Source organism: Marinobacter sp. S0848L, assembly GCF_023016065.1.
Classification (GTDB): domain Bacteria; phylum Pseudomonadota; class Gammaproteobacteria; order Pseudomonadales; family Oleiphilaceae; genus Marinobacter.
This window is the reverse complement of record NZ_JALKAQ010000002.1, coordinates 244,557-267,652: the sequence shown is the minus strand read 5'-3', so window position 1 is coordinate 267,652 and position 23,096 is coordinate 244,557. Positions and strand designations below refer to the sequence as shown.

Sequence of the window (23,096 nt, the reverse complement as noted above, 5' to 3'; positions counted from 1 at the left end):
GCTGTATCACGGTTTATCCCGGCCTGCAGCCATGCCTGTTGGCTCCAAAACCAGTGGGTTCAGGGTTTCACGAAACAGACGGTGGTTTTCCACGGCTGTTGCGGTTACCGGTTGGGTAAGTTCGGGCAATTCCTGATTCAGCTCGGCCCTTGGCCTTCTGGGCAAGCTGGGGCCTTGCCATGGCAAGATGTAAAGAATCCGTGGGTCATCCTCACCCGGGCTCGCGGATATCCCGGCAACACTCAAAGGCGATGTCTCAGCGCGCTCGACGGACGTTTCTGATTGTGCGGCCAAAGGCAAGTCAATCGTCAAGACAAGTGCAAAAAAGCCGCCGATTTTTACTAACGAACGCATTATTGAAGCCTCCGTTCCAAATCCACAATCCAGCCCGCAACCGCCTCATCTTCATTACTGGAAAGCTGCTGGTAACGCTTGTAGTGAGTCAGAGCTTTGTCGAGCTGGAGTAGGTAGAGCTCGGATATAACCGCCAGGTTGTAGTGCAATTCAGCCGTTCCCGGCGACACATCGACACCTTTCTCCAAAAGCTTCGCCGCTTCAGCAAACCGGTTTTCGTCTTTTAGAACCAGAGCAAGATTATTGACGGTGGCTGCATCGGCCGGATTAAGCGACACCGCACGCTGCCATGATTGAATAGCAGCCTCCAAGTCACCCCGTTCATAGGCGTTCTTACCTTCACGAGCCAAACTCTCCGCCTGCTCCGGTGAATGGTCGAGTTGCGACGATGTCCGGCTTTTATCCGAACCAGCGCCGCTACCGGTTGCCGCGCATCCCGATAACGCGGCCGCAACCGCGACCAGCAGGCAAAGGCTTAGATTCCGCGTGCAGTCAAACACCGTCGTTCTCCTGTGCTGCCCATGTCATCCAGCGCAGATTTCGGCTATACCGGCCCGGGTGCATGGCGGCCAACGCCTCCAGACTCTGCCCAATCCACGTGTCGTAACCCTGTTGTTTGATTTTTTGATGGTTCTGCGTGTGCAGCTCCAGAGCCCTTTCTTCCAGCGGGTAGGCTTCTTCCTCAAGCAGCATTTGGTATTGCATAGTTTCCAGCTCATTGAGCTCCGACGGCACCTCTGACGCCATCAAGTCGGCGGCCAGTACGCGATAGAGCTCAGCTCGCCGGAACAAGACCTCTGTTGCCACCTTCTCACCAGCAAATGATTCGGCATCCAGCAGGTAATTCTGTGCACGCTCCAGCGCTGCTTGTTTACGAACCAATGTTTCTTCGAGAGGATGAACCAGAGCAATGGCCGCAAAGTTATCCGCAGCGCGAGCACCAAGCCGTAGCGCGGCATCCGCGGCCCACACGAGCGTTTCCTCGGAATGCCACTGGCTGCGAGACTCCGTAGCGACTAATTCCTGCAAGGTTTCGGAATCACTTGCGCCTGACTCGATCAGTCGGTGGCGCATGGTCTGCTGCTGCACATGTTCACTGGCGGACACTGCGGTTGGCGCTACGGAAAGCCACTCACGATAGAGTCTGTCGCGGCGGTCAGTTTTCCCGGCTTCGTGGTAGATCGCCGCGGCCCGCAGCCGGTGTGACCACGGCTCGGCCAATTGAGCTGCGGAGGCAAGCAATTCGTCAGCGGCTTTTAATGGCTGCTGCGACTGCCTATAGGAAAGGACCAGCTTCTCGCTGATCTGGTCTGTTAATGCATGATTCGGATAATCTGACCGGAACTGTTTCAGTTCGTTGATTGCACCGAGCCATTCCGAACTTTTCAATAAGGTGTTGGCCGCGTCAAAACGGGATTTAATCGCCAATTCGGACCCCGGCAACACATTAACCACACGCTTAAAGTGCGCAACAGCCAAGGTCGAATTACCGACCGACGCCGCTTGCTCACCCTGCTTATAAATCGCGACGGCCAGTTGCTCGCGAAGATCGTTTCGCTCAGTCGGTGATACAGCCAAATGGCGTTCCGTTTCAGCAAGCGTTATGGCTTGGCGCCACGCCCGCTCAGCCAAACCAAACTCGGCCTTATGTTGCTGCACGCGGGCGATGATCAGCCAAGCAGCGTATTGTTGCTCAGTGCTTGGTGATTCCCAATCGAGTGTTTTCTTGGCATAACTGAGTGCACGTTCATAGTCGCCGTGGGCATACCAACGGTTCCCCAGGTCGGCACGCAATGCCGATACTCGGTCATCGGTACCGAAGGTACCCGAATAACGTTGTTCTTCCGAACTCAACCGCGCTAGAGCTTTTTGGGCATCATCGGGTTTTGGGCCGTGGGTTACAGGTGGCAGCGCACTTCTGAGCAAGGTTATCGCTGCCCAGCCCGCGTCTCTGGCTTGCTCATAGTCCGCACCATAGGCTGCACGCCGGAAGTTAGCCAAAGCTTGCACATCTTGCTCTGCCAGCAATCGGGCATCCCCGGCCAAATGCATTAACTCGCCTTCTACCACCGAACGGGGCGCCAACACTTCGTAGTATTCGGCCGCCTTAGCCCAGGAACGCTTCGCCTCCTGTGGCTCGCCTCCCGATTGATAGGTTGAGCCAGCCGCGTAATAGTGGTCAGCCAACGATCGCCCATAGGTTTGCCAATGCTGCCGGTGGAGGTCCGACAGGTTCCGGTAGCGTTCTTCAGATACATACTGCTCGACAAACTCGGCTTTGGCCCTGCGAACCGGCTCGAGCTCTCCCGCCCGCTTCCAGAACTCGACATTCTGAACCAGAAAATCGGGCTTAGATTCATGCTCGGAGTGCGCCCGTACAAACGCGTTATTCACCGCTACGGCCTGATCATAACGGCCTTCGATAGCATGTAAGTCCGCCAGCCGGTCGTACAACAGGTAAAACCACTGGGACTGGTTTCGACCTGCCAACCAACGTTCCAGGGTTTGATGATCGGTCATTCGGGAAGCCATAAGTGCGAGTATCCGAAAGCTGTCTTCGATCATGTTGAGATTGGACGTAACCGGCTGTTGCTCCTGAACGCTGCCCGGAAGTTGCTGGTCAAGCAATTGCATGAACGTGCTTGCCGCTTTTTCCCAACCTGAATCACCTTGTTTGAACTGGCTCCACCCCAGCATGTAGCTGGCTTTGGTGGCAAGTTCCGAATCGGGCTTTGCGGATATCAATGCCTGATACCCACGTTCTGCCTCCTGGTATCGGCCGGCGGAAAACTCGGCTTCCGCGATGCGAAAACGAGCTTCGGGAACCAGTACCGATTGCGGGTACAGCCCGACCAGTTGTCGCAATCGCTGAATGGATTCCTGGTGCTGGCCAGTCAGGGAATGCGCTTTTGCCATTTGATATAGCAATTCATCCAAACGACCCGAAAAAGAGCCTCGCGACAGAATGCTTTCGTAACTGCCTAATATCTCTTGGTATATTTCAGCCTCTCTGGCCTGCGAGAAACCAATATCCTGCCCCGAGCGATCCCGAATGTTATTCAAACGGTTCAGCGCATCAATACGCACCTCGGGCTCATCGGAATCCTCGAACAGTTTCTGGTACCGTCGCGCCACCTCCGCCGGGGAGATCGCGGGTAAGGGTCGGGTTTCAAAGGTTAAAAACACTGGTCGCATATCGCGCAGGGTTTCGCCGTCTTTCCCAAGTTCCACTCGAAACGATTCCTGAGCGGATACGTGGCATTGGCCCAATGAAGCCACCACTAACCAAGGTAGAAGCCGCTTGGAAACGTGAGGAAGTTTCATTGTTTACTCTCCCCTAGCGACTCGAGGGCAAGGTATTCGTAAAGGTGCGCAATCTGCTGCTCCGTTTTATCAAGAGCGTGGCCCATCAACTGATATTGGTGTTCAACAAAATTCAACGCCAACTGATCCAAGGCTTGGGCAGAGCCGGTTCTCTGCGCATCCACCTGAGCGAGCAATCCAGCGATCTGTTGCTTTAAATCTTTCGATTCTGAAAGCATGGCTTTGATGGAAGAAGCAGTGTTGCCTGAGTTACGCAAATCGGTTAGCGCCTTTATAAACACTGACAGATCATGGGTGTTGCGGTTTAGCTGCGATGCAAACCCATCCAGTAGCGCAACGGTCCTGACGGCGTCCTGAGCTTTCTCCGCTTCCAGAAATCTCAACAGATACGCCATCCGGGGCTGGGTTAACGTTCGGCTATCCGCCAAAAACCATTCCGGACCAGTGTTTCGGGCATCTTCAACCAGAGCCTTATAAGCACCTTGCTGCTTGATCCGCTGGCCGAGTTCCTTCAAAGTCACTCGCTCGCCCTGATAGGCCGCGTTAGCCGCTAACCAGGATTCTCCCGCTTGCCCCGGATAACCCGCCAAATCGTAACCCCGCCCCATACCAATCCAGGCATCGGTGACGCCAGGAAAGGCCAGAGGAAACTTTTTAGCGCGATGCCAGCTTTGCATGGCAGCCCGATGGCTGCCTTTGTTCGCTAGCGCGAGGCCATGCAGGTACAACGCCTGGGGCGCGTAATAACTATCCAGCCTTACTTTTTCGAGCAGAGTAATGGTCTTGTCGTTTTCGTTGCTTTTTAGGGCAAGGTACCCGGCCCGAAGATGCAATTGATCAAGGAGGTTGTCGCGGCGTGCCTGATTGTTGTCTTTGGCGGCCATCGCCATGGCCACTCTTAGAGAAACGAGCGCCCTCGTAGAGTTCAAATCGTCTCTGGCAAAATCGTTGGCGAGGTTGAGGTAACCCAATGCTGCCCAATAGCCCTCATCCATTTTCGCAAGATAACGACCCGCCGCATCTGTTCTGCCGTTGTTCCGCTCCTGCTCAGCCAGCTCAAACATTTGTTGTTCCCGCCGTTCTCGGGAGGCAGGCTTGGCGTCGCCTTGCTGAGCTGAATTGCCGGATGGGGGTGCAACGTCTTCGGAAAACAGTGCTTTTGGCTCAAATTCAGGTGCTTTGGCGTGCAGAGTAATCTGCACGTGTTTTTTAGTGGACTGTTTAACGAAAGGATGGACGAACTCACGGCGCACGAATCGATTATTGTCCGCCCGAGCGTTAACCACGATTTTCAGGTGATGAGAGCCGCTGGAGAGGTTTCCTTGATACAACGGCAAGGCTTGCCCCTGCGCGAACTCGTCTCGGTCATTTTCTGCGTACCGATGGGATGCAACCAGTTGCTGGTCGAGATAAATTTGCGCGGAATCGGCAGCGAGTTCGGCCGGCGTGGCAATTGAAAACGCTACCGTTACACGGGTATCTGTGAGGGCCAAAAGCTGCTGTTCGATAGCCCGTACGCCCTCTGTGTGGCGCGCAACTTTGTCATTAAGTTGCACCATCGTATTCTCGGGTAACGCAGCTTGAGCACTGGCGACCATGAATACGATCAGTAATCCGGATATCCAACGCTCCAACGTCCTTGGAGCAATCATCCGGCACAGTTGTGATTTTTGTTTGCCGAACATAGCTGTCCTGTGGTGTCTGGCCGCAACGAAGACGGCAGCCGTGTAACAATTCGAAATAAAGAGTAACACCGGCTAACAGCCAAGAACGGTATCTAATTCACCAAATGGACATTTGAGATGCCTGCACGACATAAAGTGTCGATATATTTGACAGGCGGCGTCAGGAAAAGGCGTTCAATGCGAACGAAGAAACACTAGAGCAAATATCAAACAATTGATTTTTAACGACATTATAGAAAACTGGCCTAATCTCTGCTTACGTTAAACAGGCGGGCGCGCCTTAAGACTGCACCCGCTTGAATATGCCGAGCTTTGCCGATGCTGCAATACGCATCGGCTTTTTTATGGGCAATTAAAACGCTATTTGGTCAGCTGTTTCATGGCCGATTCGAGACCTTCAATGGTAAGCGGGAACATGTGATCGTTCACCAGTTGCCGGGTGATACCCAAGGATCCTCCGGTGCCCCAGTAGCTCTCTGGCAACGGATTCAGCCACACCACTTTATGAAAATGCTCGGTCACACGCTGCATCCAGGTTGCGCCGGCCTCTTCGTTCCAGTGCTCGATTGACCCACCAGGGTGCGTAACTTCATAAGGCGCCATGGTGGCATCGCCGACAAAGATCACTTTGTAGTCTGGCGTGTATTTATGAAGAATATCCCACGTACTGGTGGTTTCATTCATTCGGCGAATATTGTTCTTCCACACACTTTCATAAATGAAGTTGTGGAAGTAAAAATATTCCATGTGCTTGAACTCAAGGCGAGCCGCCGAAAACAACTCTTCACACACGCGGATGTGCGGGTCCATGGAACCACCCACATCAAAGAAGATCAGAACCTTCACGGCGTTATGCCGTTCGGGCACCATTTTAAGATCCAGATAACCAGCGTTTCGGGCCGTTGACCGGATGGTGTCATCGAGATCCAGCTGATCGGCCGCACCCTGGCGAGCAAACTTGCGCAACCGGCGCAGGGCCACCTTGATATTGCGAAGCCCCAGCGTGATGCTGTCATCCAGATCCTTGTAGTCCCGTTTCTCCCAGACTTTCACTGCCCTGCCGTGCCGGCCATTTTTCTGCCCAATGCGAAAACCTTCCGGGTTGTAACCGTTGGCTCCAAACGGGGATGTACCGCCGGTGCCCACCCACTTGTTTCCACCTGCATGGCGCTCTTTCTGCTCTTCCATGCGTTTTTTGAAGGTTTCAATCAGCTCTTCAAGGCCACCAAGGGACTCGATTTTGGCTTTTTCTTCTTCGCTGAGGTGCTTCTCGAACTCAGCCCTTAGCCACTCATCGGGAATCAAAGCCTCGAGCAGGTCATCGAGGTTTTCGATGCCGTCAAAGTAAGCCTTGAACGCCCGGTCAAACTTATCGAAATGCCGTTCATCCTTAACCAGGCAGACACGGGCGAGATAATAGAACTCTTCCATATCGGCAAACGCCAGACGCTGCTGGATAGCTTCCAGCAGATCCAAAAATTCCCGCAGACTGGCCGGTACTTTCGCGCGGCGGATTTCGAGAAAAAAATCAATCAACATAAAGCGATGCTCTTGCCAGCAATCAGTTGCGACGGCGCGCCATAAACGCCAGCCTCTGCAGCAAATGAACGTCTTGCTCGTTCTTCACCAGCGCACCGTAAAGCGGTGGCAATGCAGAGCTGCTGTCTTTTTCCTGCAGCGCTTTGGCGGACAGTTCATCGGCCATCAGTAGCTTCAGCCAATCGATCAGCTCTGATGTGGACGGTTTTTTCTTCAGACCGGGCACTTTGCGAACATCGAAAAAGACTTCCAAAGCATCGCGCACTACTTGCTGCTGCAAGCCCGGGAAATGAACATCCACGATGTCTTTCATGGTGTCGTGGTCCGGGAAGCTGATGTAGTGGAAGAAGCAACGGCGCAAGAACGCATCGGGCAACTCTTTTTCGTTGTTGCTGGTGATCACGATGATCGGGCGCTTCTTCGCTTTAACGAATTCCTGGGTTTCGTAAACAAAGAACTCCATGCGGTCGAGTTCTAGCAACAAGTCATTCGGGAATTCAATGTCGGCTTTGTCGATTTCATCGATCAGCAGGATCACTTGCTCGTCAGACTCGAAGGCTTCCCACAACTTCCCTTTAACGATGTAGTTTCGGATGTCTTTTACTTTCTCGTCACCCAGCTGGGAATCGCGCAGGCGGGATACCGCATCGTACTCATACAGGCCTTGCTGGGCTTTGGTAGTTGACTTGATATGCCACGGGATCAGCTTCATTCCCAGAGAGGCCGCCATTTCTTCCGCCAACAAGGTTTTGCCGGTGCCGGGCTCGCCTTTAATCAGCAACGGGCGCTGAAGCGCGATGGCTGCGTTAACGGCCATTTGCAGGTCGTCGGTGGCTACGTATTTTTCGGTACCGGTAAACTTCATGTGTCTAATTCCTGTTAGTTACTTTAAAGCTTAATCTTTTTTGGTTTTGTCTTCGGACAAATCGTCGAATTCTGACAGATCAAAATCTTCCAAACCAAATTCTTCCAATTCGTCTTGGTATGTCTCGGGCTCTGGATCGATTGTCTCAGTCACCTCGGGAATCTGATCTTCTGATTCCGGCTCGGGCACCAACTCAGGCACTTTTACTGGCTCTGGCTCTGGCTCTGGCTCTGGCTCTGGCTCTGGCTCTGGCTCTGGGACAGTTTCTTCAAGAACCGGCAACGTTTCTTCGGGCTCTTGCTTCTCTTGCTTGCGGCGCACCGCAAATAGGGCAAACCCGACAATGATAACAACAAGAGCTGCGATTGCACCCAGCAGCCAGACTGGAACGCCCCACAACGTCCCTTTGTCGGGCTCGTGAATGGGCGGAGCTTCGGCTACCGGCGCTTTCGGCTCGACCGGCTCGGGCAGTGGCTCGCTAACAACAACCGCTTCATTTTGCGCGTCAGGCTCTGCAACTGGCTCCAGCGGCTGACTCAAATCTGGAACCAGAGGTTCGGACACCACGGCAACGGGCGGCTCTTCCCCCGGAATCACGAAGCTGGTTTCAGCGCTGAATTTACGTGCAAAGGTTCCGCCGTCGGCAACGACGTCCACCCGATAAACACCCGCCTTGGACAACTGTTTCAGCGACTCCCGGTATACCCCGTCTTCCGGAGGAGAACCAGCGGAAAGCGACTTGGAGCCCTTTCGCTTGCTGCCCGCACTGAGTGAAAGCGTTACGTCCATCACATCCAGGAAGTTGGGGTCTTTTAGCGTTTCGTTGCCCTCATAGAAGGCTACTTCAATGTCCAGCGGCTCTTCCGTACTGAACTGTGCCGGGATCGGGCTAACAACCATCCGCAGATTGCTCACAACAGTAACACGACTACCCTGCCCCAGTTCCCCGTCAATCTTCCACTTACCGGGTTTCGGATTGGTCACGGTAATCAGGTCGTATCCCGGCTCGGCCATCCAACGAACGCTATCCGGCGACTCTGCAACCGTGAACAGCTCACCAGCCGGCTGAGCCAACCGGAGTTCGCTCTGCTCCGAAGATGGACCACCAGTGAAGATGAGTGCGGTAAACTCCTCGACGCCCTCATCGACTGAGAATTCGTTGCCCTCAATAGGCAACTGAGCTTGCGGGACTGCAGCGTTCAACGCATCCGCAAACGCCAGATTCAACGCTTCGGCCGAACGCGCCAACCGGAAGCTTCCGCCGGTTTCATCGGCTAACGTGCGCAGAAACGAAACATCAGCAAACTCTGACAGACCCACGGTGTGTACGGTTAACCCTTTTGATTTCAGCTCCGGCAACACAGATTGGAGAATCCGCTTTTCCTCAGCACGGCTGGCCGCCTCACCTTTCGGGATATCAACCTTTCCGTCGCTCAAGAGAATCAGATGCGTGTGTTCGAGCGTGCCTCCGGACAGCCAGTCGTTACTGGCCTTTTCAATCGCCAGCCCGAGATTCGTGTGCAGAGCAACGGAATTAATCTGCTCTGACCGCTCAATCGCTGTGCTGCGCCACGATTGATTTACCGAATCATGGGGTACCAGCATGTTCACGTACTGGCCGAACGTCCAAACCCCGGCTTCCGATTCATCCGGAAGCAACCCGGCTAACAACCTGACAGCCGGGCGCCGGAGATTATCCGGATCGGTCTGTTTCATTGAGCCGGAAATATCGACAACGAGCCGAACATCAATAGGCGGTGAACCGGCGGCTGTTTCCGCTGCGGACGCCTGCCATGGCATCAAAACAAGAAAAACGACTGCAAACAGCCTGGTTGTACGGTTACTTATCACGGGTCGCCTACCAGTTATTATTTGGATAGTTATCAGGGTTATTTACGCACGAGCCGGTATCGCACCAAATCAAGAATCCAAACCAGCAGTATCACGGCAGCCGCTAACCCAAAGTTGAACAGCGCAATGCCTGCGGCGTCAATATCCCCAAGAATCAGTTCATAGCCTGCATAGAGCCATGCCGGAATCCACCATCCTGCAATGTCTGGCGATTCAACCGGCGTCAGCACTAAAACCGTCAGAGTCGCCAGCAAAAGTGTGCGGAAACCATAGAACGGCAAAAAACGAAACAAGGCCTTCATCATAAAAAACAATACGATGAAAGCCACGGCGTAGGCACCCCAGAAAATGGCGTAAGCCAAAGAAGCATCTGCATCAATCATTAGATAATCCAGTGAATTATATGTTCTTCCCATTCCTCTTCCGGCACATCGCTTTCGGAGGTCACTCTACCTTGAATGGATAAACCGGCTTTGCGCACAGTATCCGGGTCGCCCGACCGCAGCGGGTGCCAATCGGCCAGTGGCCGGCCTTCGGCGAGCGTTCGGTAAGCGCAGGTATGCGGCAGCCAGGCATAATCAGTAATAGTGTCTGGCGTAAGCACCGTGCATTCGGGAACCACGTCTGACCTCTGAGAATAAACCGTGCACTGGCCGTTTTCGATGTTCATACACCGACAAACCAGGTCGGTGTGGTACACGTCGCCGGTTTCTTCATCTTCCAGCTTTTGAAGGCAACATTGGCCACAGCCGTCACACAAGGACTCCCACTCTGACGGGGTCATTTCATCAAGGCGTTTACGCTGCCAGAACGGGATTTGTGCACTCATTTTTTATGTTGCTCGACCTTGCGCTTGAAATCGACGATGTAGGTGTCCTGCTCTTCGGGCATCTGCAGGAAAAAACCTTTGTCTTCCAGCGCATTCAACACTTCTTCGCCCGTTGTTCGAGCCAGCTTTTTGTCCGGTGTCAGCAACAGATCCATGGCATGTGCTGGCAGGCCAAAAATCGAACGGAGGCCTTCGGGAAGCTCTTGCCAGTCCTGACCTCGACGAACATAAATATATGTGTCTAATTTTTTGGTACTGCGAAACACCGATACAAATTCTCGGGTGGTCATGATTTTACAAGTTCCTCAATGTCTCTGACGACCGACCCCAGCAGTGTTGCGCGCCAGCCTTCGAAAAAAGCCTGTCCCTGCAGCGATCGGTCTTGAATCACTTTTTCAATTCGCTTTCTTGGCGCCATGATTTCTATTGGAATATCAAACTCTTGGGCTACTTTATTGAAGTATTTTTTTACGCTTTTATAAAGCGCTTGCTGATCTCGAGTAAGCGGCCGCTGAATGGGCTCAACATCCGCGGTGGCGGCATTTTTGCCGGCACGTATAAGGGCCAGCAAGTGTTCGCCATATCGCTTCACGATGCCACCCGGAACGCCCTGAATGCCACTCAGATCGCTCAACGAGTCGGGGTTTCGTTCTGCGATGGCAATTAGCAACGCATCACTTAATACTCGGTTTCTGGGGCGGTCCACCTTCCGACACTCCTGCTCACGCCAGGCGGCCAAACGCTGAAGCACGGCTTGCTGGGCGGGGAGCAAAGTCCAGCCACCACGAAGTTTGAGATAATGCCGGTTAACATCCTCTGGCGCTGCGGCTTCGTCTGCAAAGCGTCGTGACTCTTCGGCCAAGGCATGCTCCAAATTGCGCTCTTTCAGCTTGGCGACTACCCAGTTCGCCAGTGGCTCAAGATATCGAATATCGTCTACGGCGTAGCGCTCTTGCTCAGGCGACAATGGTCGCGATAGCCAGTCTGAGCGGGTGACTGACTTGTCGAGCGTTTCTTCAAACAGAGTCTCGACCAATCGCGCGTAACCAACCGAAAAGCCGGCGCCCGCCAACGCCGCACCAATTTGCAGATCCAGAAGACCTTGTGGCTGCACCTGCAGCCAGTGGCGAAACAGCTCCAGATCCTCGCTCATCGCATAGAGCAACTTCGGGCGTTCGCCGTCTGACAGCATAAGCCGGAATTGGGCTGAAGCCTCCGCGACATTGGGTTCAACGAGCCAGAAATCACCCGCCCCGCCCAACTGAACCAAGCCCGGTATCGGGTAAAAGGTGGACACCCGTTCGAATTCGGTATCGAGCGCAATGGGACAGCCACTAGGTAAACTGTTCAGCCACTGATCGAGCTGCTCCGGCGTTTCCAGCCAGCGAATGGTTTCCGGCGCTGGTGGAACCGGTATGGCCGTATGGCTTTGAGTCATAAATTAACCTGGAACTATTCTGAAAGGGGTTTACGGCCCCGGAAGGCATGCGTGAGAGTGAAACCATCGACATAGCCCAACTCGCCGCCCACCGGAATACCGTGTGCGAGCCGGGTGATCAAAATGTCCTGACCATCCAGACGGTCAGCAATGTAGTGAGCTGTAGCTTCTCCTTCCACCGTTGGGTTGGTGGCCAATATCAGCTCGGTCACGCCCTCCTCGTGAATCCTGCGCAACAGGCGTTCAATACCGATTTCTTCAGGACCCACGCCATCGATGGGTGACAAATGGCCCATAAGTACGAAATAACCGCCACGGTAATCACCCGCCTGCTCTATCGCGAGTAGGTCGGAGGGGCTTTCGACAACACATAAGGTTCCGGTACGGCGCTCAGGCTTGGCGCAAAGCTGACAAATGTCAGTATCCGAAAAATTCTGACAACTATCGCAACGGCGGACAGCGTCCATTGCCTGATTCAAAGCACCGGCTAACCGAACACCACCGGAACGGCCACGCTCAAGCAAATGAAAAGCCATACGCTGGGCGGTCTTCTGGCCTACCCCGGGTAAACAGCGCAGTGACTCGACCAATTCATCAACCATGGGGCTGAATGCCATGAATACTCCTCAAACAACTAAACGGCACACCGTTAGAACGGCATTTTGAACCCTGGCGGCATCCCCATACCCGACATCATGCCGGACATTTTGTCTTTCTGGTTTGCTTCAACCCGGCGAACGGCGTCATTAACGGCGGCAGCCAGAAGATCTTCCAGAATTTCTTTGTCTTCAGACAACAAGGAAGGATCAATATCAACCTTTCGAACATCGTGACGGCCATTCATGGTCACTTTGACCATGCCAGCGCCGGACTCACCCGTAACTTCGGCTTTAGCGGCTTCTTCCTGGGCCTTCTGCATCTGCTCTTGCATTTGCTGGGCCTTTTTCATCAGATCGCCCATGTTATTCATCATGCGATTATCTCCTGCTTGTATCTATCGGGCGGATACTTTCTTCGACAACCCGCCCTTCAAACCGTTCAACAATGTTGTGCACCAGCGGATCTCGGCGAATCGACTCTACGGCTGCCTTAAGGCGGGCCACCCGCTGCCGCTCTTCAAAGGCGGCCGGTGTATGTAAGCCGGGCTCACCTTCAACCACTTTCAACTGTGTGGCGTCGCCAAAGCGTAATCTCAAGGCCGCAAGAATTTTTTCTTCGTGCCGTTCGTTCAAAAGCCGGGCGTGCCCCTCGTCCAGCGTTAACACAACCGTCTCGCCCTCACGCTTCATGGCGCTGTAACTGGCCAGATTTCCGGGCATGCCGTTAATCTCCAAGGACCGATAGTCACGCTCCCAAACGAAGCCATCCTCATTAACCGGCGCCGCCAACTCGACCGTTGGCACCTCGCCCGTATTTACGAGCTCCGGATGCGGCATTGGCTCAGCGTGCAGCGTTGCTTCAGGCACTGGCTTTGGTTCCACGACAGCTGCAGATGGCTCCTCTGTATTCGCTGGAGGCTCAGGTTCCGGAGGCACTGTTGCGAACACCGGCTCATTGGGCTCTGGATCCCAAGGCGGGGCATCATCCATGACCGGTGGCGGCACCTGTTCCACAGCCGCTTCAGGTTGAGGGGCCGAAGGCGATACAGCTGCCTCTGCCGGAGCAGGCGCGGGTTCAGGTTCTGGTGCTTCCGGAGCAACAGCTTGGGCTTGGGCGGGCTCCGGTTCGGGTTCTGCGCGCCCGGCACTTTCACTACCGCTCGAAGACACGGCCGGCGGCGCTTTACGATCAGCACCCGGACGGAAAGCCAGCATGCGCAACAGTGTCATCTCAAACCCCATTCGCGCATCAGGAGTGATGGCGAGATCTTTTCGTCCCATCAATGCAGTTTGATAAAACAACTGAGCGTCTTCTGCACTGAGCTTGCGCGCCAGTGCCTGAGCTTGGGCAGCATCACCCATGGCGTTATCGGCGCTACCCGGTACCACCTGTTCCATGGTGACCCGATGGAATAACGACAACAGGTCCGCCAGGATAACGTCGTAATCCGGCGCAAAGTCAGAAATACGATTGATCTCAGCCAGCAACCCGGGACCATCTCGTTCGACCAGCGCATCGACAATGCGCTCGATGTCTTGCTGGTCGATAGTTCCCAGCATGGTGCTGACATCACTGGCGGCCAGCTTCTGGTTACCGAACGCAATTGCCTGATCGGTCAGACTCAAAGCGTCACGCATACTGCCGTCCGCAGCGCGGGCCAATAGCCACAATGCCGGATCTTCGAAGGGAATTTGCTCTTCTGCCAACACCTTCTGCAAATGCCCCACGATGTGCTCGGGTGTCATGCGCTTGAGGTTAAACTGCAGGCACCGCGACAATACGGTAACCGGCAGCTTCTGCGGATCGGTCGTTGCCAGCAGGAATTTCACGTGTTCGGGTGGCTCTTCCAGTGTTTTCAGGAAGGCGTTGAACGATTGATTGGTGAGCATGTGAACCTCATCGATGAGGTACACTTTGTAGCGGCCGCGGGTTGGCGAATACTGAACGTTATCGGTCAGCTCGCGCATGTCGTCCACCCCGGTTCGGGACGCCGCGTCGATCTCGATCAGATCGACGAACCGCCCGTCCAAGATCTCTTTACAACTTCCACACTCGCCGCACGGATTGGCCGTAATTCCCGTCTCGCAATTCAGGCAACGGGCCAACAGTCGACCAATGGTGGTTTTACCAACACCACGGGTGCCGGTAAAAAGATAGGCATGGTGAAGGCGCTGGTGCTCCAACGCGTGTACAAGTGCCTGAAGCACATGCTCTTGCCCCACCATATCTTCGAAGGTACGGGGGCGCCATTTTCGGGCTAAAACCTGGTAGCTCATGATCCGCCAACTGCTCTGAAATCAGGGCTTAACAATACCATGGACCCGTTGCCAGAAGAAGGATGATCACGCTAGCCAGACGTTTCGGCTATCTTGTCCAGAGCATTAATACGGCGCAACTCATGCCCTTCAAACATTGATTCCCTCAACAATTGAAGCGCCTCGCTTCGGTCTTGCGGCGCCAAACCTTCACTTTGTATTACCGCCTGCTTGCGCCGCTGATAGTCCGCAAGCCGCTGCTGCCATTGCTGCCGCTCTCTATCCACTTGTTCAAGTCTTGCGGTTGCTTCCGGGCCATACTGCTGTAACCGCAACGCACGAACTTCTGCCTCACTTGCACCAGATTGCCGAAGCGCCTTTACCCGTTGAACGTTGCTAACCACGGCTCGCGAGGTTTCTTTCGATTTTCGAACGTGCTCGGGCAGCTTTTGATCAATCTGCGCCAATGCTGTGCTTTTTTCAGGATCGCTTAAACGGTCATCTGACATCACGCGCTGACGCTCAAGGGCCAAGCGCAGGCGACTCTCCTCCAAACCATAAAACCCTTCAGCAACGTCCGGGCCCAGATATTCTCTACGTAGGTGATACACCGCCTCAAAGGCCGCAAAAATATCCATCGAATAAGGCTCTGACCGAAGCTCCATCTCCTCGGCCGCTTCCCGATAGGCCAGATACTGCGCAAGAATATCAAGCACTTCTTGCTGCACCGAGGTGGGAACACCGTTCGCTTCCATCTCAGCGCGCACACGAAGAGTCATGGCGGGTTCGTGCTTACGCCCGGGTGCCAGACCTATAAAAAAATCCAGAAAACGGCGGAGCTGCCGGTCGAGCACCAGATTCCCGTTCATGTCGAGACGAACCGCGCCATCGATCTCGATATCGTCAACGCGCTCATCTCTTGGCAAAGCAGGGAGCTGTTGCGATTGATCGGGGGACTTTAAAGGAGAAGCAGCACTCCGGGCATGTCCATCAACAAATGGATTTTGATCAACGGAAGTCTTGCGTGCGCCTTTGCCAAATTCCACATCAGCGTACCAATAGAACAACCCCGTGCCCGCCGCCACAAAGAGCAATACACCAAAACAAACAAAGATGTAACGCTTACTCATGCACCACCTCTAGGGCGGGCCAAACAGGCCCGCCCGGCATAAAGACCGTATCAGAGCCCCAGATTCTTGAGGCGATTGGCCTGCTGTCGATACAGCTGCACCGGATCGGCGGCATTGCGCCCGACCAATCCAAACAACAGATTCACCTGATCGAGATGGTTATGGGCGTAATCAACCCCAAGCACCTTACCAACTTTCATGCTGCAGGCCGGCACCAGGCCGTCTGTCGGCTCGTCAAACATCGGCTTCAGCGCCAGTAGCAACGCGTCACTGGCATCCAACACATTGGTCCAGACCTTGTTGCCGCCCCATGAGTAATAACGCACTCCATCAACGACTTCTTCACCATCGTTGCCGCAGTAGGTAGAAGGCAGGCCGGCAGGAAACTGCGCGTTAAACGCGAGGGAGCCGTCTGTGCTGAGTGATTCGATCGCTGCTCCGGTATCCTGCGGCAACCCGCCACCACCTGAGAAGGTGTCAATCAAGCCAAAGAAGAAATTGCCCAGACCGTCCAACGCACCATTATTTGCGGCATCCGCAACCGGTGTTCCCCAGTTAACGCCACCGACACTGGAAACCGAAGCCACGAGGTCAGGCCGAACTCCGGCGACGTAACGAACGGTGGGCCCACCATGACTATGACCAATCAGGTGCACCTTTTCAGCCCCGGTCACCGCCACGTACTCTTCGATTTGGGCAAGCAGTTGCTCACCGCGAACCTCGGTGGAATTTGCTGCCGACACTTGAGGCACGAACACTTCAGCCCCGCTTTCGGTCAACGCCTCAGGAATGCCATTAAAGTATTCAACGAAACCCAAGAGCTTGTTAAAGCCAGACAAACCGTGCACCAGCACAATCGGGTGTTCCGTTTGAGTGTAGGTATCCGCTGTTTTTCCGAATAGCCAATCGAACCATCCGGCAGATGCAGATTGCGAAGACAAACCAATAGCGAAGGCGCCGGCCACAACAGCCAGCTTTCGATTCGAGCGTTTCATTTCATCACCTGTTTTTTTGTTTTAGTTCAGAATGCAACATATCGAGCCAAATCAGCTTAGCGCACAAGCATGGCTGGATTTGCGAACATGGTCACAAGTGCCGAACAGACAAACAGGTCTTAAGGGGCCAAAAGAATCTGGAAACGAAAGGTGTTCAAGGAAGGAAATGGGGGTGACCCCACCAGCAATTCTCCGGCACACAATTCCACCGCTTCGGCTGCTCCCTTCCGGGCCTGACCGGGTTCACGGTTTCATGTTGCGGAGGCACCAATGGGGCCACCATAACGGCGTTTCAGAAGATTTCCCTGAAAGCGGCGCGAATAGTATCAGAGAGTTACAGGGACTACAACGCCTATAGCGGTAAAGGCACTTCATCTTGTCGAAACCAACAGGCAATGCTGTATCGGGTGCGCCTTGCCGGCAATACCTCGTGGGGGACGGTTTCGCTCAGGAAGAACGCCGCACGCCCGGTTTCAGGCCTCAACAAACCAACTGGCGCCTCGTGATCTTTTGCATCGAATATTCGCAACTCTCCGCCATCTTCCAGCCCCCAATCGTCGTTCAAATAAAGCACCAGACTGATCATCCGGGAGGCTCTCCCCTGAAAACTGTCCACGTGCCGCTTATAGAAGTCACCCGACTGATAGGTGGAATAATGGGCTTCATACCGCTTCAACCCCAAAAACAAACGGCGATTCAATCCATCCCGAACTTGATCAAAAAACCGGAACAGTTCGGCCTGGGGCGCGCTGAATCCGTCCATCCAGACAATTTTATCCCGCCGTACACTGCGGTCTTTCAGCAAATCCGAACCTCTACCTATGCCAGCTCGCGCCATGGCTTCGGTTTTATCAAGGATCTCTACTTCACGCTTCAATTCACCCAACAACCCCGCAGGCAAACGAAAGCTAAGATCACACTCAATCCATCCCGTACTGGCAAGAGCATCAGCCAATTCGTCTAACCAGAAACTATCTACGACGTTTGGCCCAGAGGGCGCCTCACCGATATTTTGCGGGTCATCTCCGGCCAACCGATCCAAGGCCTCACCACCTCGCTCAAGCCGAGGCTCAATCAGCGGGACCACAACACCTTTTGTCTTCTCTGAGTCCATTAGCAGCACTCCAGCAATTTGAGATATTGTATGACTAAAGTCGCCGGATTGGCGCTTTTATTTTAACCTGATAGTACGCAAATGCACCTAAACAAACGGCTTCAGCATGTCAGAACGCAGTGACAAACCCTCTACTACCTTGGCTCCCGGTCAATGGTCTTTTACGCGCTGGAAAACCATTGGTCAGCTGGAAGCATTGGAAGTTCAACATCCCTTGTTCGAAGCAGCGATCACCCTTCAGGGAGCGCACTTGGTGCACTTCTCCCACGCCCACGAGAAAAACTGGCTGTGGTTAAGCGAGTTCGCGCGCTTCCAACCGGGGCGAGCGATCAGAGGCGGCATTCCCGTATGCTGGCCGTGGTTTGGCGACCCGGCGCGCAATCCGCCGGCCATCCGCAATCACATTAAAACCCCCTCGGCACACGGTTTTGCCCGGACAGCTTTGTGGCAACTGGAAGATGTTAACGAGAGCGCTCACGAAGTAGAGATCAGCCTGTCGTTAACCACTGGCGCCGACTTTTCCGAGGAGTGGGAGGGCAACGCCCTGGCTCTGATCACCTTCCACTTTTCGCTTCGAGGCTGCCAGATCGCCCTCACCACAACCAACCTTGCCCACGAACCTTTAGCCTTAAGCCAAGCCCTGCACACTTACCTACCCACCCCAGACATCACCAACACCCGGCTTCTCGGCCTGGGTGACAGTCAGTACATCGATACTTTAAAAGACTGGAATTACGCCACACAGGACGGCCCCGTCTATTTCGACGGAGAAACCGACCGCATCTATGAATCCGGCGACGTATTGATTGCAACGACCCCCGAGCGGCGAACCAAATTGATCGGTTTTGGCAGCGACTCAACCGTCGTCTGGAACCCGGGCCCCGATAAATCTCAACGACTTTCTGACTTCCCTGCAACTGGCTGGCGAAACATGCTGTGTGTCGAAACGGCCAATGCGGCTGGCGACTATCGAGTATTAAATACCGGCCAGAGCCACACACTGGGCGTGTTGCTTGAGCGGGGATAATTCGTAACCTTCAGACCGCCAGCATGCACCCGGATTCAACACAGGGAGCAGGTATGGGCCTGGCGTCTTTTATCAGATCAAAGCTGATTTCAACCGAATCAGATAACCAGATTGACCGTATAGAAAAGCCTATCGGCACCCTAGGCTACGATCCCTGGGGCTTCAATAGCGATATGGTCAAGATGGGCATGGGGCTTGTACGCCACGTCTACGAGAAGTACTTTAGGGTTGAAACCAGCGGCATCGACAACATCCCCGCTGAGGGTCCGGTACTCATTATTGCCAACCACTCAGGCCAACTGCCCCTTGATGGCATTCTCATTGGTTATGCGCTGGCCAACCGCAAAGTAAAGCCGCGCTTGCCACGAGCCATGATCGAGCGATTTTTTCCAACCGTTCCCTGGCTTGGCAACATGCTGAACGAAGTGGGTGCGGTACTGGGCGACCCCGTGAACTGCGCCAAAATGCTAGAAAACGATGAAGCCATCATCGTGTTCCCCGAAGGTGTTCGTGGTTCCGGAAAACTGTATAGAGACCGCTATCAGCTTCAACGCTTCGGCAATGGTTTTATGCATCTGGCAATGAAGTACAACGCGCCCATCGTGCCCGTGGGCGTGGTCGGCTGCGAAGAAACCATTCCCGCGATTGCCAACATCAAGCCCCTGGCGAAAGCGCTCGGGGTACCCTACGCCCCAATTGCCCTGCCCTTTATCTTCCCGGCGAAGGTACACCTAAACTTCGGGAAACCCATGTACTTCGGCGGCTCCGAAATACCGGAAGAACAAGTTACCGAACGCGTTGAAGCGGTTAAATCCGAAATAAACCGACTCATTGATAAAGGCCTGACCGAGAGAAAAAGGTTGTTCTGATGCCAAACAAACCCAGACCGCAAATACTAGTGACAGGCGCCGCCGGTGCACTCGCCCAGCAGGTCATCAAACAACTCAGTGACACCTGCGACATCGTTGCCGTCGACTTTCGAGAGCAAGTCGATTTGGGCAACAAGGTACCCAGCTACTGCATCGACTTTAACAAACGCGTGTTTGAAGATTTGTTCCGACGGTACCAGTTCGAGGGCGTTATACACTTGGGCCGCGTGCAATCCAGCGAGCTCACTCGCATGCGTCGGTACAACGCCAATGTCCTTGGCACTCAGAAACTGCTTGATTTGTCACAAAAATACGGCATTAAACGGGTAATCGTTCTGTCCACTTATCACGTGTACGGTGCGGTTGCGTATAACCCGGCACTGATCGATGAATGCGCACCACTGAAAAGTGCCGGCCTAAGTGCCGATCTGGTTGATTCCGTGGAGCTGGAGAACCTCGCCAATCTGTACTTGTGGCGTTACCCGGAACTGAATGTCACCATTTTGCGCGCTTGCAACATCGTCGGGCCCGGTGTGCGCAATACTATGAGCCGCCTCCTGAGCAGCAAGGTCGCACCGGTTCTGGCCGGCTTCTCTCCCATGATGCAATTCATCCATATCGACGATATGGCGGATGCAATTACACTGGCCTGGCAGAAAACAACGAAAGGGGTATTTAACGTAGCCCCTCATGACTGGGTTGCGTACCAGCAGGCTTTAAAGCTGTGCGGATGCACGCGCATTCCTATCGCTTCCGTCCCGCCGGTTCTGCCAAAAACCATCGCAAAAATCTTACGCCTTCGAAGCTTCCCCCACTATCTATTGGCGTTCTTCAAATACCCGGTTGTGATTGATGGTCGAACGTTTGCCAAAGAATTTAACTTCACACCTAAACGGTCGTTGTCAGAAATTTTCCGCTATTACCGAGACAACAAATAAACGTGTGATCGGGGCAGCTAAATTGACAAATTAAATGGACGCAAACAGAGGTTCAACGCTACTCTGTAGAGGTTAGAGACAGATCCGCGGTTTAAGGAAAGACCGAATGTTCAGTGACCTCAGCGTTATCAGCTATGGCGCATCGGCGATTGTATTTGCCGTGCTATCCACCCTGGTAGCAACGCGCTACCTTCGGCGTGAACTTGATCGCGCGCTGTTTCTTGCGGCTTTTGTTACCACCCTCTGGGCATCGGCTTTGGTGTCTCAAAGCCTTTGGGGAGAGCCCGGATTCTTCATCCGCTACTTGCTTGAATTGCTACGAGACACGGCATGGCTGCTCCTGCTTTTTGCCTTATTACGTGACTCCTTCCGGCAAGCGAGATTTACCGGGCAACTCCGCAAAACGCTAGGGATCGCAACCACTGTACTGGTTATCACCCTTCTCTCCCTCGGCACCTTAGAGTTTGCGTTTGATGCGGATCTGGTCAGCGGAAAAACCAAGTTGATCGGGCAGATTGCCCTATCCTTACTTGGCTTATCATTAGTCGAACAGATCTGGCGCAACTCCCCGGCGTTGGGCCGGTCCAGCGTCAAATATCTTTGTATTGGTACCGCTACTATTTTCGCGTACGACTTTATTATGTACGCCGATGCGTTGCTGTTCGGGCACGTAGCTGATTCTTTTTGGGACGCCCGCGGTTTCATTAATGCTGCCCTCGTTCCCTTGTTTGCCGTCAACATTATTAATTCACGCAAACAGCCGGTGGACTTTCGTCTTTCGCGGGCTGCGGTCTTCCATGCCGGCGCTCTGCTGATGGGCGGCGGCTACCTGTTACTTCTCGCCATTGGCGGTTATTACGTTCGCAGCCTGGGCGGTGAATGGGGTGATGCCCTTCAGGTACTGTTCATCACCGTCGCACTCGCTTTTCTCGTGACCCTCGTGATGTCACGGCGTATTCGTGCCCGAATTATGGTGTTTATCAGCCAGAACTTCTTTGATTACAAATACGATTACCGGGAAGAGTGGCTGAGGATGACCCAAGAGCTCGCCAACCTTAGTGATGAGCCACCACTCCCGGAACGCGCCATCCGGATATTGGCAGATCTTGTTGAAAGCAACGCAGGCGCAATCTGGATAAAATCCGACCAGAACATCTATGAACTAAAAAGCAGCGTTAACATCGCAACACCGAAACACACAACCATTGATGGCGACTGCGATCTTGTGAGGCTGTTTCAGAATAAAGAATGGATTATTGATCTGGCCGAATACCGCGTTGATCCTCTTAGCTACGACTTGATCGAGTTGCCTGACCCCATCACCAACCTGCCCGACGCGTGGCTGGTGGTTCCTTTATTTCTTGGCAGTGAGTTGTACGGCATCGCAGTAGTCGGGCGACCTTACGCCAAAGTTGTTTTGAACTGGGAGAACTTTGACCTGATCAAAGTGGTGGCACGCCAAACCTGCAACCTGCTTGCGCAAGCCGATGCACAAAACCGATTGTCACGTGCCATGCAGTTCGAAGCGGTCAGCAAAGCATCTGCGTTTATGGTGCATGACCTGAAAACACTGATCGCACAACTGTCGCTGTTGGTAAAAAACGCCCCCAAACACCGGGGAAATCCCGCTTTTATCGACGACATGATTTCCACAACGGATCACGCTGTTCGCAAAATGTCGAACCTGGTTGATCATATCAGGAAACCCGCAACCCCCAACGAAGTGGCACGACGTAAAGTGGATCTTACCGAGGTGGTGCGGTCAGTGATCGAGAACAACAGTCAGCGCCTGCCTGTACCGCAAATACAGGGTGACCCACCTCCCATTCTCGTGTGTGCCGAACCGGAGCAACTCAGAAGTGTGCTAGGGCATCTCATCCGAAACGCTCAGGATGCAACCCCGCCTGATGGCGAAATCACACTAAGCCTGAAAACGGCCAAGGGCAACGTGGTCTTGTTTATACAAGACACCGGAACCGGCATGACCGACGAATTCATTCGCTCTAAATTGTTCAAACCGTTCGAGAGCACCAAAGGCTTAACCGGCATGGGTATCGGTGCCTACCAGACTCGTGAGTACGTGCAGGAACTCGGGGGCAATATCGATGTGACCAGTGAACCAGGCGTTGGATCTTGTTTCTCTGTGCGCATCCCAATGGCAAGCCTAGACATGGAAAAATCCCGTGCACTGGGTGCAACGCCAAATCTCGAAGCGCACACACAGCACAAAACCGTCAATTAACCGACGCTTCATGGATTTTTTGTTGCCGCAGCATTGCAAAG

21 protein-coding genes and 1 other RNA gene are annotated in these 23,096 nt (G+C 53.8%); 4 read left to right on the top strand and 18 right to left on the bottom strand.

Annotated elements, in window-relative coordinates; all coding sequences use genetic code 11:
- Positions 1-6: 6 nt before the first annotated feature.
- From MWU64_RS04370 to MWU64_RS04285, 18 genes are all read right to left on the bottom strand, one after another.
- Complete coding sequence (locus MWU64_RS04370) at positions 7-354, bottom strand: hypothetical protein (protein ID WP_247061616.1); 348 nt, start codon at positions 352-354, stop codon at positions 7-9.
- Positions 354-854: a tetratricopeptide repeat protein gene (locus MWU64_RS04365; RefSeq protein ID WP_247061614.1), complete on the bottom strand. Its 501-nt coding sequence runs from the start codon at positions 852-854 to the stop codon at positions 354-356. Before MWU64_RS04365 ends, MWU64_RS04370 begins: the two co-directional genes overlap by 1 nt.
- Positions 847-3,678 (bottom strand): outer membrane protein assembly factor BamD, encoded by a 2,832-nt coding sequence (gene bamD / locus MWU64_RS04360; RefSeq protein ID WP_247061604.1) that lies wholly within the window; start codon positions 3,676-3,678, stop codon positions 847-849. The genes MWU64_RS04365 and bamD overlap by 8 nt, the downstream gene beginning before the upstream one ends.
- The gene (locus MWU64_RS04355; protein WP_247061602.1) at positions 3,675-5,363 is read right to left on the bottom strand and encodes a hypothetical protein; all 1,689 of its coding nucleotides are present in this window, start codon (positions 5,361-5,363) and stop codon (positions 3,675-3,677) included. Before MWU64_RS04355 ends, bamD begins: the two co-directional genes overlap by 4 nt.
- A 360-nt stretch (positions 5,364-5,723) precedes the next feature.
- Positions 5,724-6,902: a VWA domain-containing protein gene (locus tag MWU64_RS04350; protein ID WP_247061600.1), complete on the bottom strand. Its 1,179-nt coding sequence runs from the start codon at positions 6,900-6,902 to the stop codon at positions 5,724-5,726.
- A gap of 22 nt (positions 6,903-6,924) precedes the next feature.
- On the bottom strand, positions 6,925-7,767 hold the full coding sequence (locus MWU64_RS04345) for a MoxR family ATPase (RefSeq protein ID WP_114333626.1): 843 nt from the start codon (positions 7,765-7,767) through the stop codon (positions 6,925-6,927).
- 30 nt (positions 7,768-7,797) lie between these two features.
- On the bottom strand, positions 7,798-9,567 hold the full coding sequence (locus MWU64_RS04340) for a VWA domain-containing protein (RefSeq protein WP_281496253.1): 1,770 nt from the start codon (positions 9,565-9,567) through the stop codon (positions 7,798-7,800).
- An 89-nt stretch (positions 9,568-9,656) separates the two neighbouring features.
- Positions 9,657-10,001: a hypothetical protein gene (locus MWU64_RS04335; protein WP_247061590.1), complete on the bottom strand. Its 345-nt coding sequence runs from the start codon at positions 9,999-10,001 to the stop codon at positions 9,657-9,659.
- Positions 10,001-10,447: a YcgN family cysteine cluster protein gene (locus tag MWU64_RS04330; RefSeq protein WP_247061588.1), complete on the bottom strand. Its 447-nt coding sequence runs from the start codon at positions 10,445-10,447 to the stop codon at positions 10,001-10,003. Before MWU64_RS04330 ends, MWU64_RS04335 begins: the two co-directional genes overlap by 1 nt.
- Positions 10,444-10,737 (bottom strand): YcgL domain-containing protein, encoded by a 294-nt coding sequence (locus MWU64_RS04325; protein WP_247061586.1) that lies wholly within the window; start codon positions 10,735-10,737, stop codon positions 10,444-10,446. The genes MWU64_RS04330 and MWU64_RS04325 overlap by 4 nt, the downstream gene beginning before the upstream one ends.
- Positions 10,734-11,885 (bottom strand): HRDC domain-containing protein, encoded by a 1,152-nt coding sequence (locus tag MWU64_RS04320; protein WP_247061584.1) that lies wholly within the window; start codon positions 11,883-11,885, stop codon positions 10,734-10,736. The genes MWU64_RS04325 and MWU64_RS04320 overlap by 4 nt, the downstream gene beginning before the upstream one ends.
- A 14-nt stretch (positions 11,886-11,899) precedes the next feature.
- Positions 11,900-12,502: a recombination mediator RecR gene (gene recR, locus MWU64_RS04315; protein ID WP_247061569.1), complete on the bottom strand. Its 603-nt coding sequence runs from the start codon at positions 12,500-12,502 to the stop codon at positions 11,900-11,902.
- Positions 12,503-12,534: 32 nt separating this feature from the next.
- Entirely contained in the window at positions 12,535-12,858 is a 324-nt protein-coding gene (locus MWU64_RS04310; protein ID WP_247061560.1) for a YbaB/EbfC family nucleoid-associated protein, read from the bottom strand.
- A gap of 4 nt (positions 12,859-12,862) precedes the next feature.
- Complete coding sequence (gene dnaX / locus MWU64_RS04305; protein ID WP_247061543.1) at positions 12,863-14,761, bottom strand: DNA polymerase III subunit gamma/tau; 1,899 nt, start codon at positions 14,759-14,761, stop codon at positions 12,863-12,865.
- A 71-nt stretch (positions 14,762-14,832) separates the two neighbouring features.
- Positions 14,833-15,870 (bottom strand): lipase secretion chaperone, encoded by a 1,038-nt coding sequence (locus tag MWU64_RS04300; protein WP_247061541.1) that lies wholly within the window; start codon positions 15,868-15,870, stop codon positions 14,833-14,835.
- 50 nt (positions 15,871-15,920) lie between these two features.
- Entirely contained in the window at positions 15,921-16,865 is a 945-nt protein-coding gene (locus MWU64_RS04295; RefSeq protein ID WP_114333617.1) for a triacylglycerol lipase, read from the bottom strand.
- Between the two features lie 176 nt (positions 16,866-17,041).
- An RNA gene (gene ffs / locus MWU64_RS04290) (signal recognition particle sRNA small type) lies at positions 17,042-17,138 on the bottom strand.
- Between the two features lie 79 nt (positions 17,139-17,217).
- Positions 17,218-17,979: a 2OG-Fe(II) oxygenase gene (locus MWU64_RS04285; protein WP_247061532.1), complete on the bottom strand. Its 762-nt coding sequence runs from the start codon at positions 17,977-17,979 to the stop codon at positions 17,218-17,220.
- A gap of 106 nt (positions 17,980-18,085) precedes the next feature.
- On the opposite strand from MWU64_RS04285, the gene MWU64_RS04280 reads away from it, so the two are divergent.
- The 4 genes from MWU64_RS04280 (at position 18,086) to prsK (ending at position 23,055) form a co-directional block, all read left to right on the top strand.
- Positions 18,086-19,006 (top strand): D-hexose-6-phosphate mutarotase, encoded by a 921-nt coding sequence (locus tag MWU64_RS04280; protein ID WP_247061530.1) that lies wholly within the window; start codon positions 18,086-18,088, stop codon positions 19,004-19,006.
- A gap of 53 nt (positions 19,007-19,059) precedes the next feature.
- Positions 19,060-19,875 (top strand): lysophospholipid acyltransferase family protein, encoded by an 816-nt coding sequence (locus MWU64_RS04275; RefSeq protein WP_247061528.1) that lies wholly within the window; start codon positions 19,060-19,062, stop codon positions 19,873-19,875.
- Positions 19,875-20,813: an SDR family oxidoreductase gene (locus MWU64_RS04270; RefSeq protein ID WP_247061526.1), complete on the top strand. Its 939-nt coding sequence runs from the start codon at positions 19,875-19,877 to the stop codon at positions 20,811-20,813. The genes MWU64_RS04275 and MWU64_RS04270 overlap by 1 nt, the downstream gene beginning before the upstream one ends.
- 106 nt (positions 20,814-20,919) lie before the next feature.
- Positions 20,920-23,055 carry an XrtA/PEP-CTERM system histidine kinase PrsK gene (gene prsK, locus MWU64_RS04265; RefSeq protein WP_247061524.1) on the top strand — a complete coding sequence of 712 codons (2,136 nt, stop codon included), beginning with the start codon at positions 20,920-20,922 and terminating at the stop codon, positions 23,053-23,055.
- Positions 23,056-23,096 lie beyond the last annotated feature (41 nt).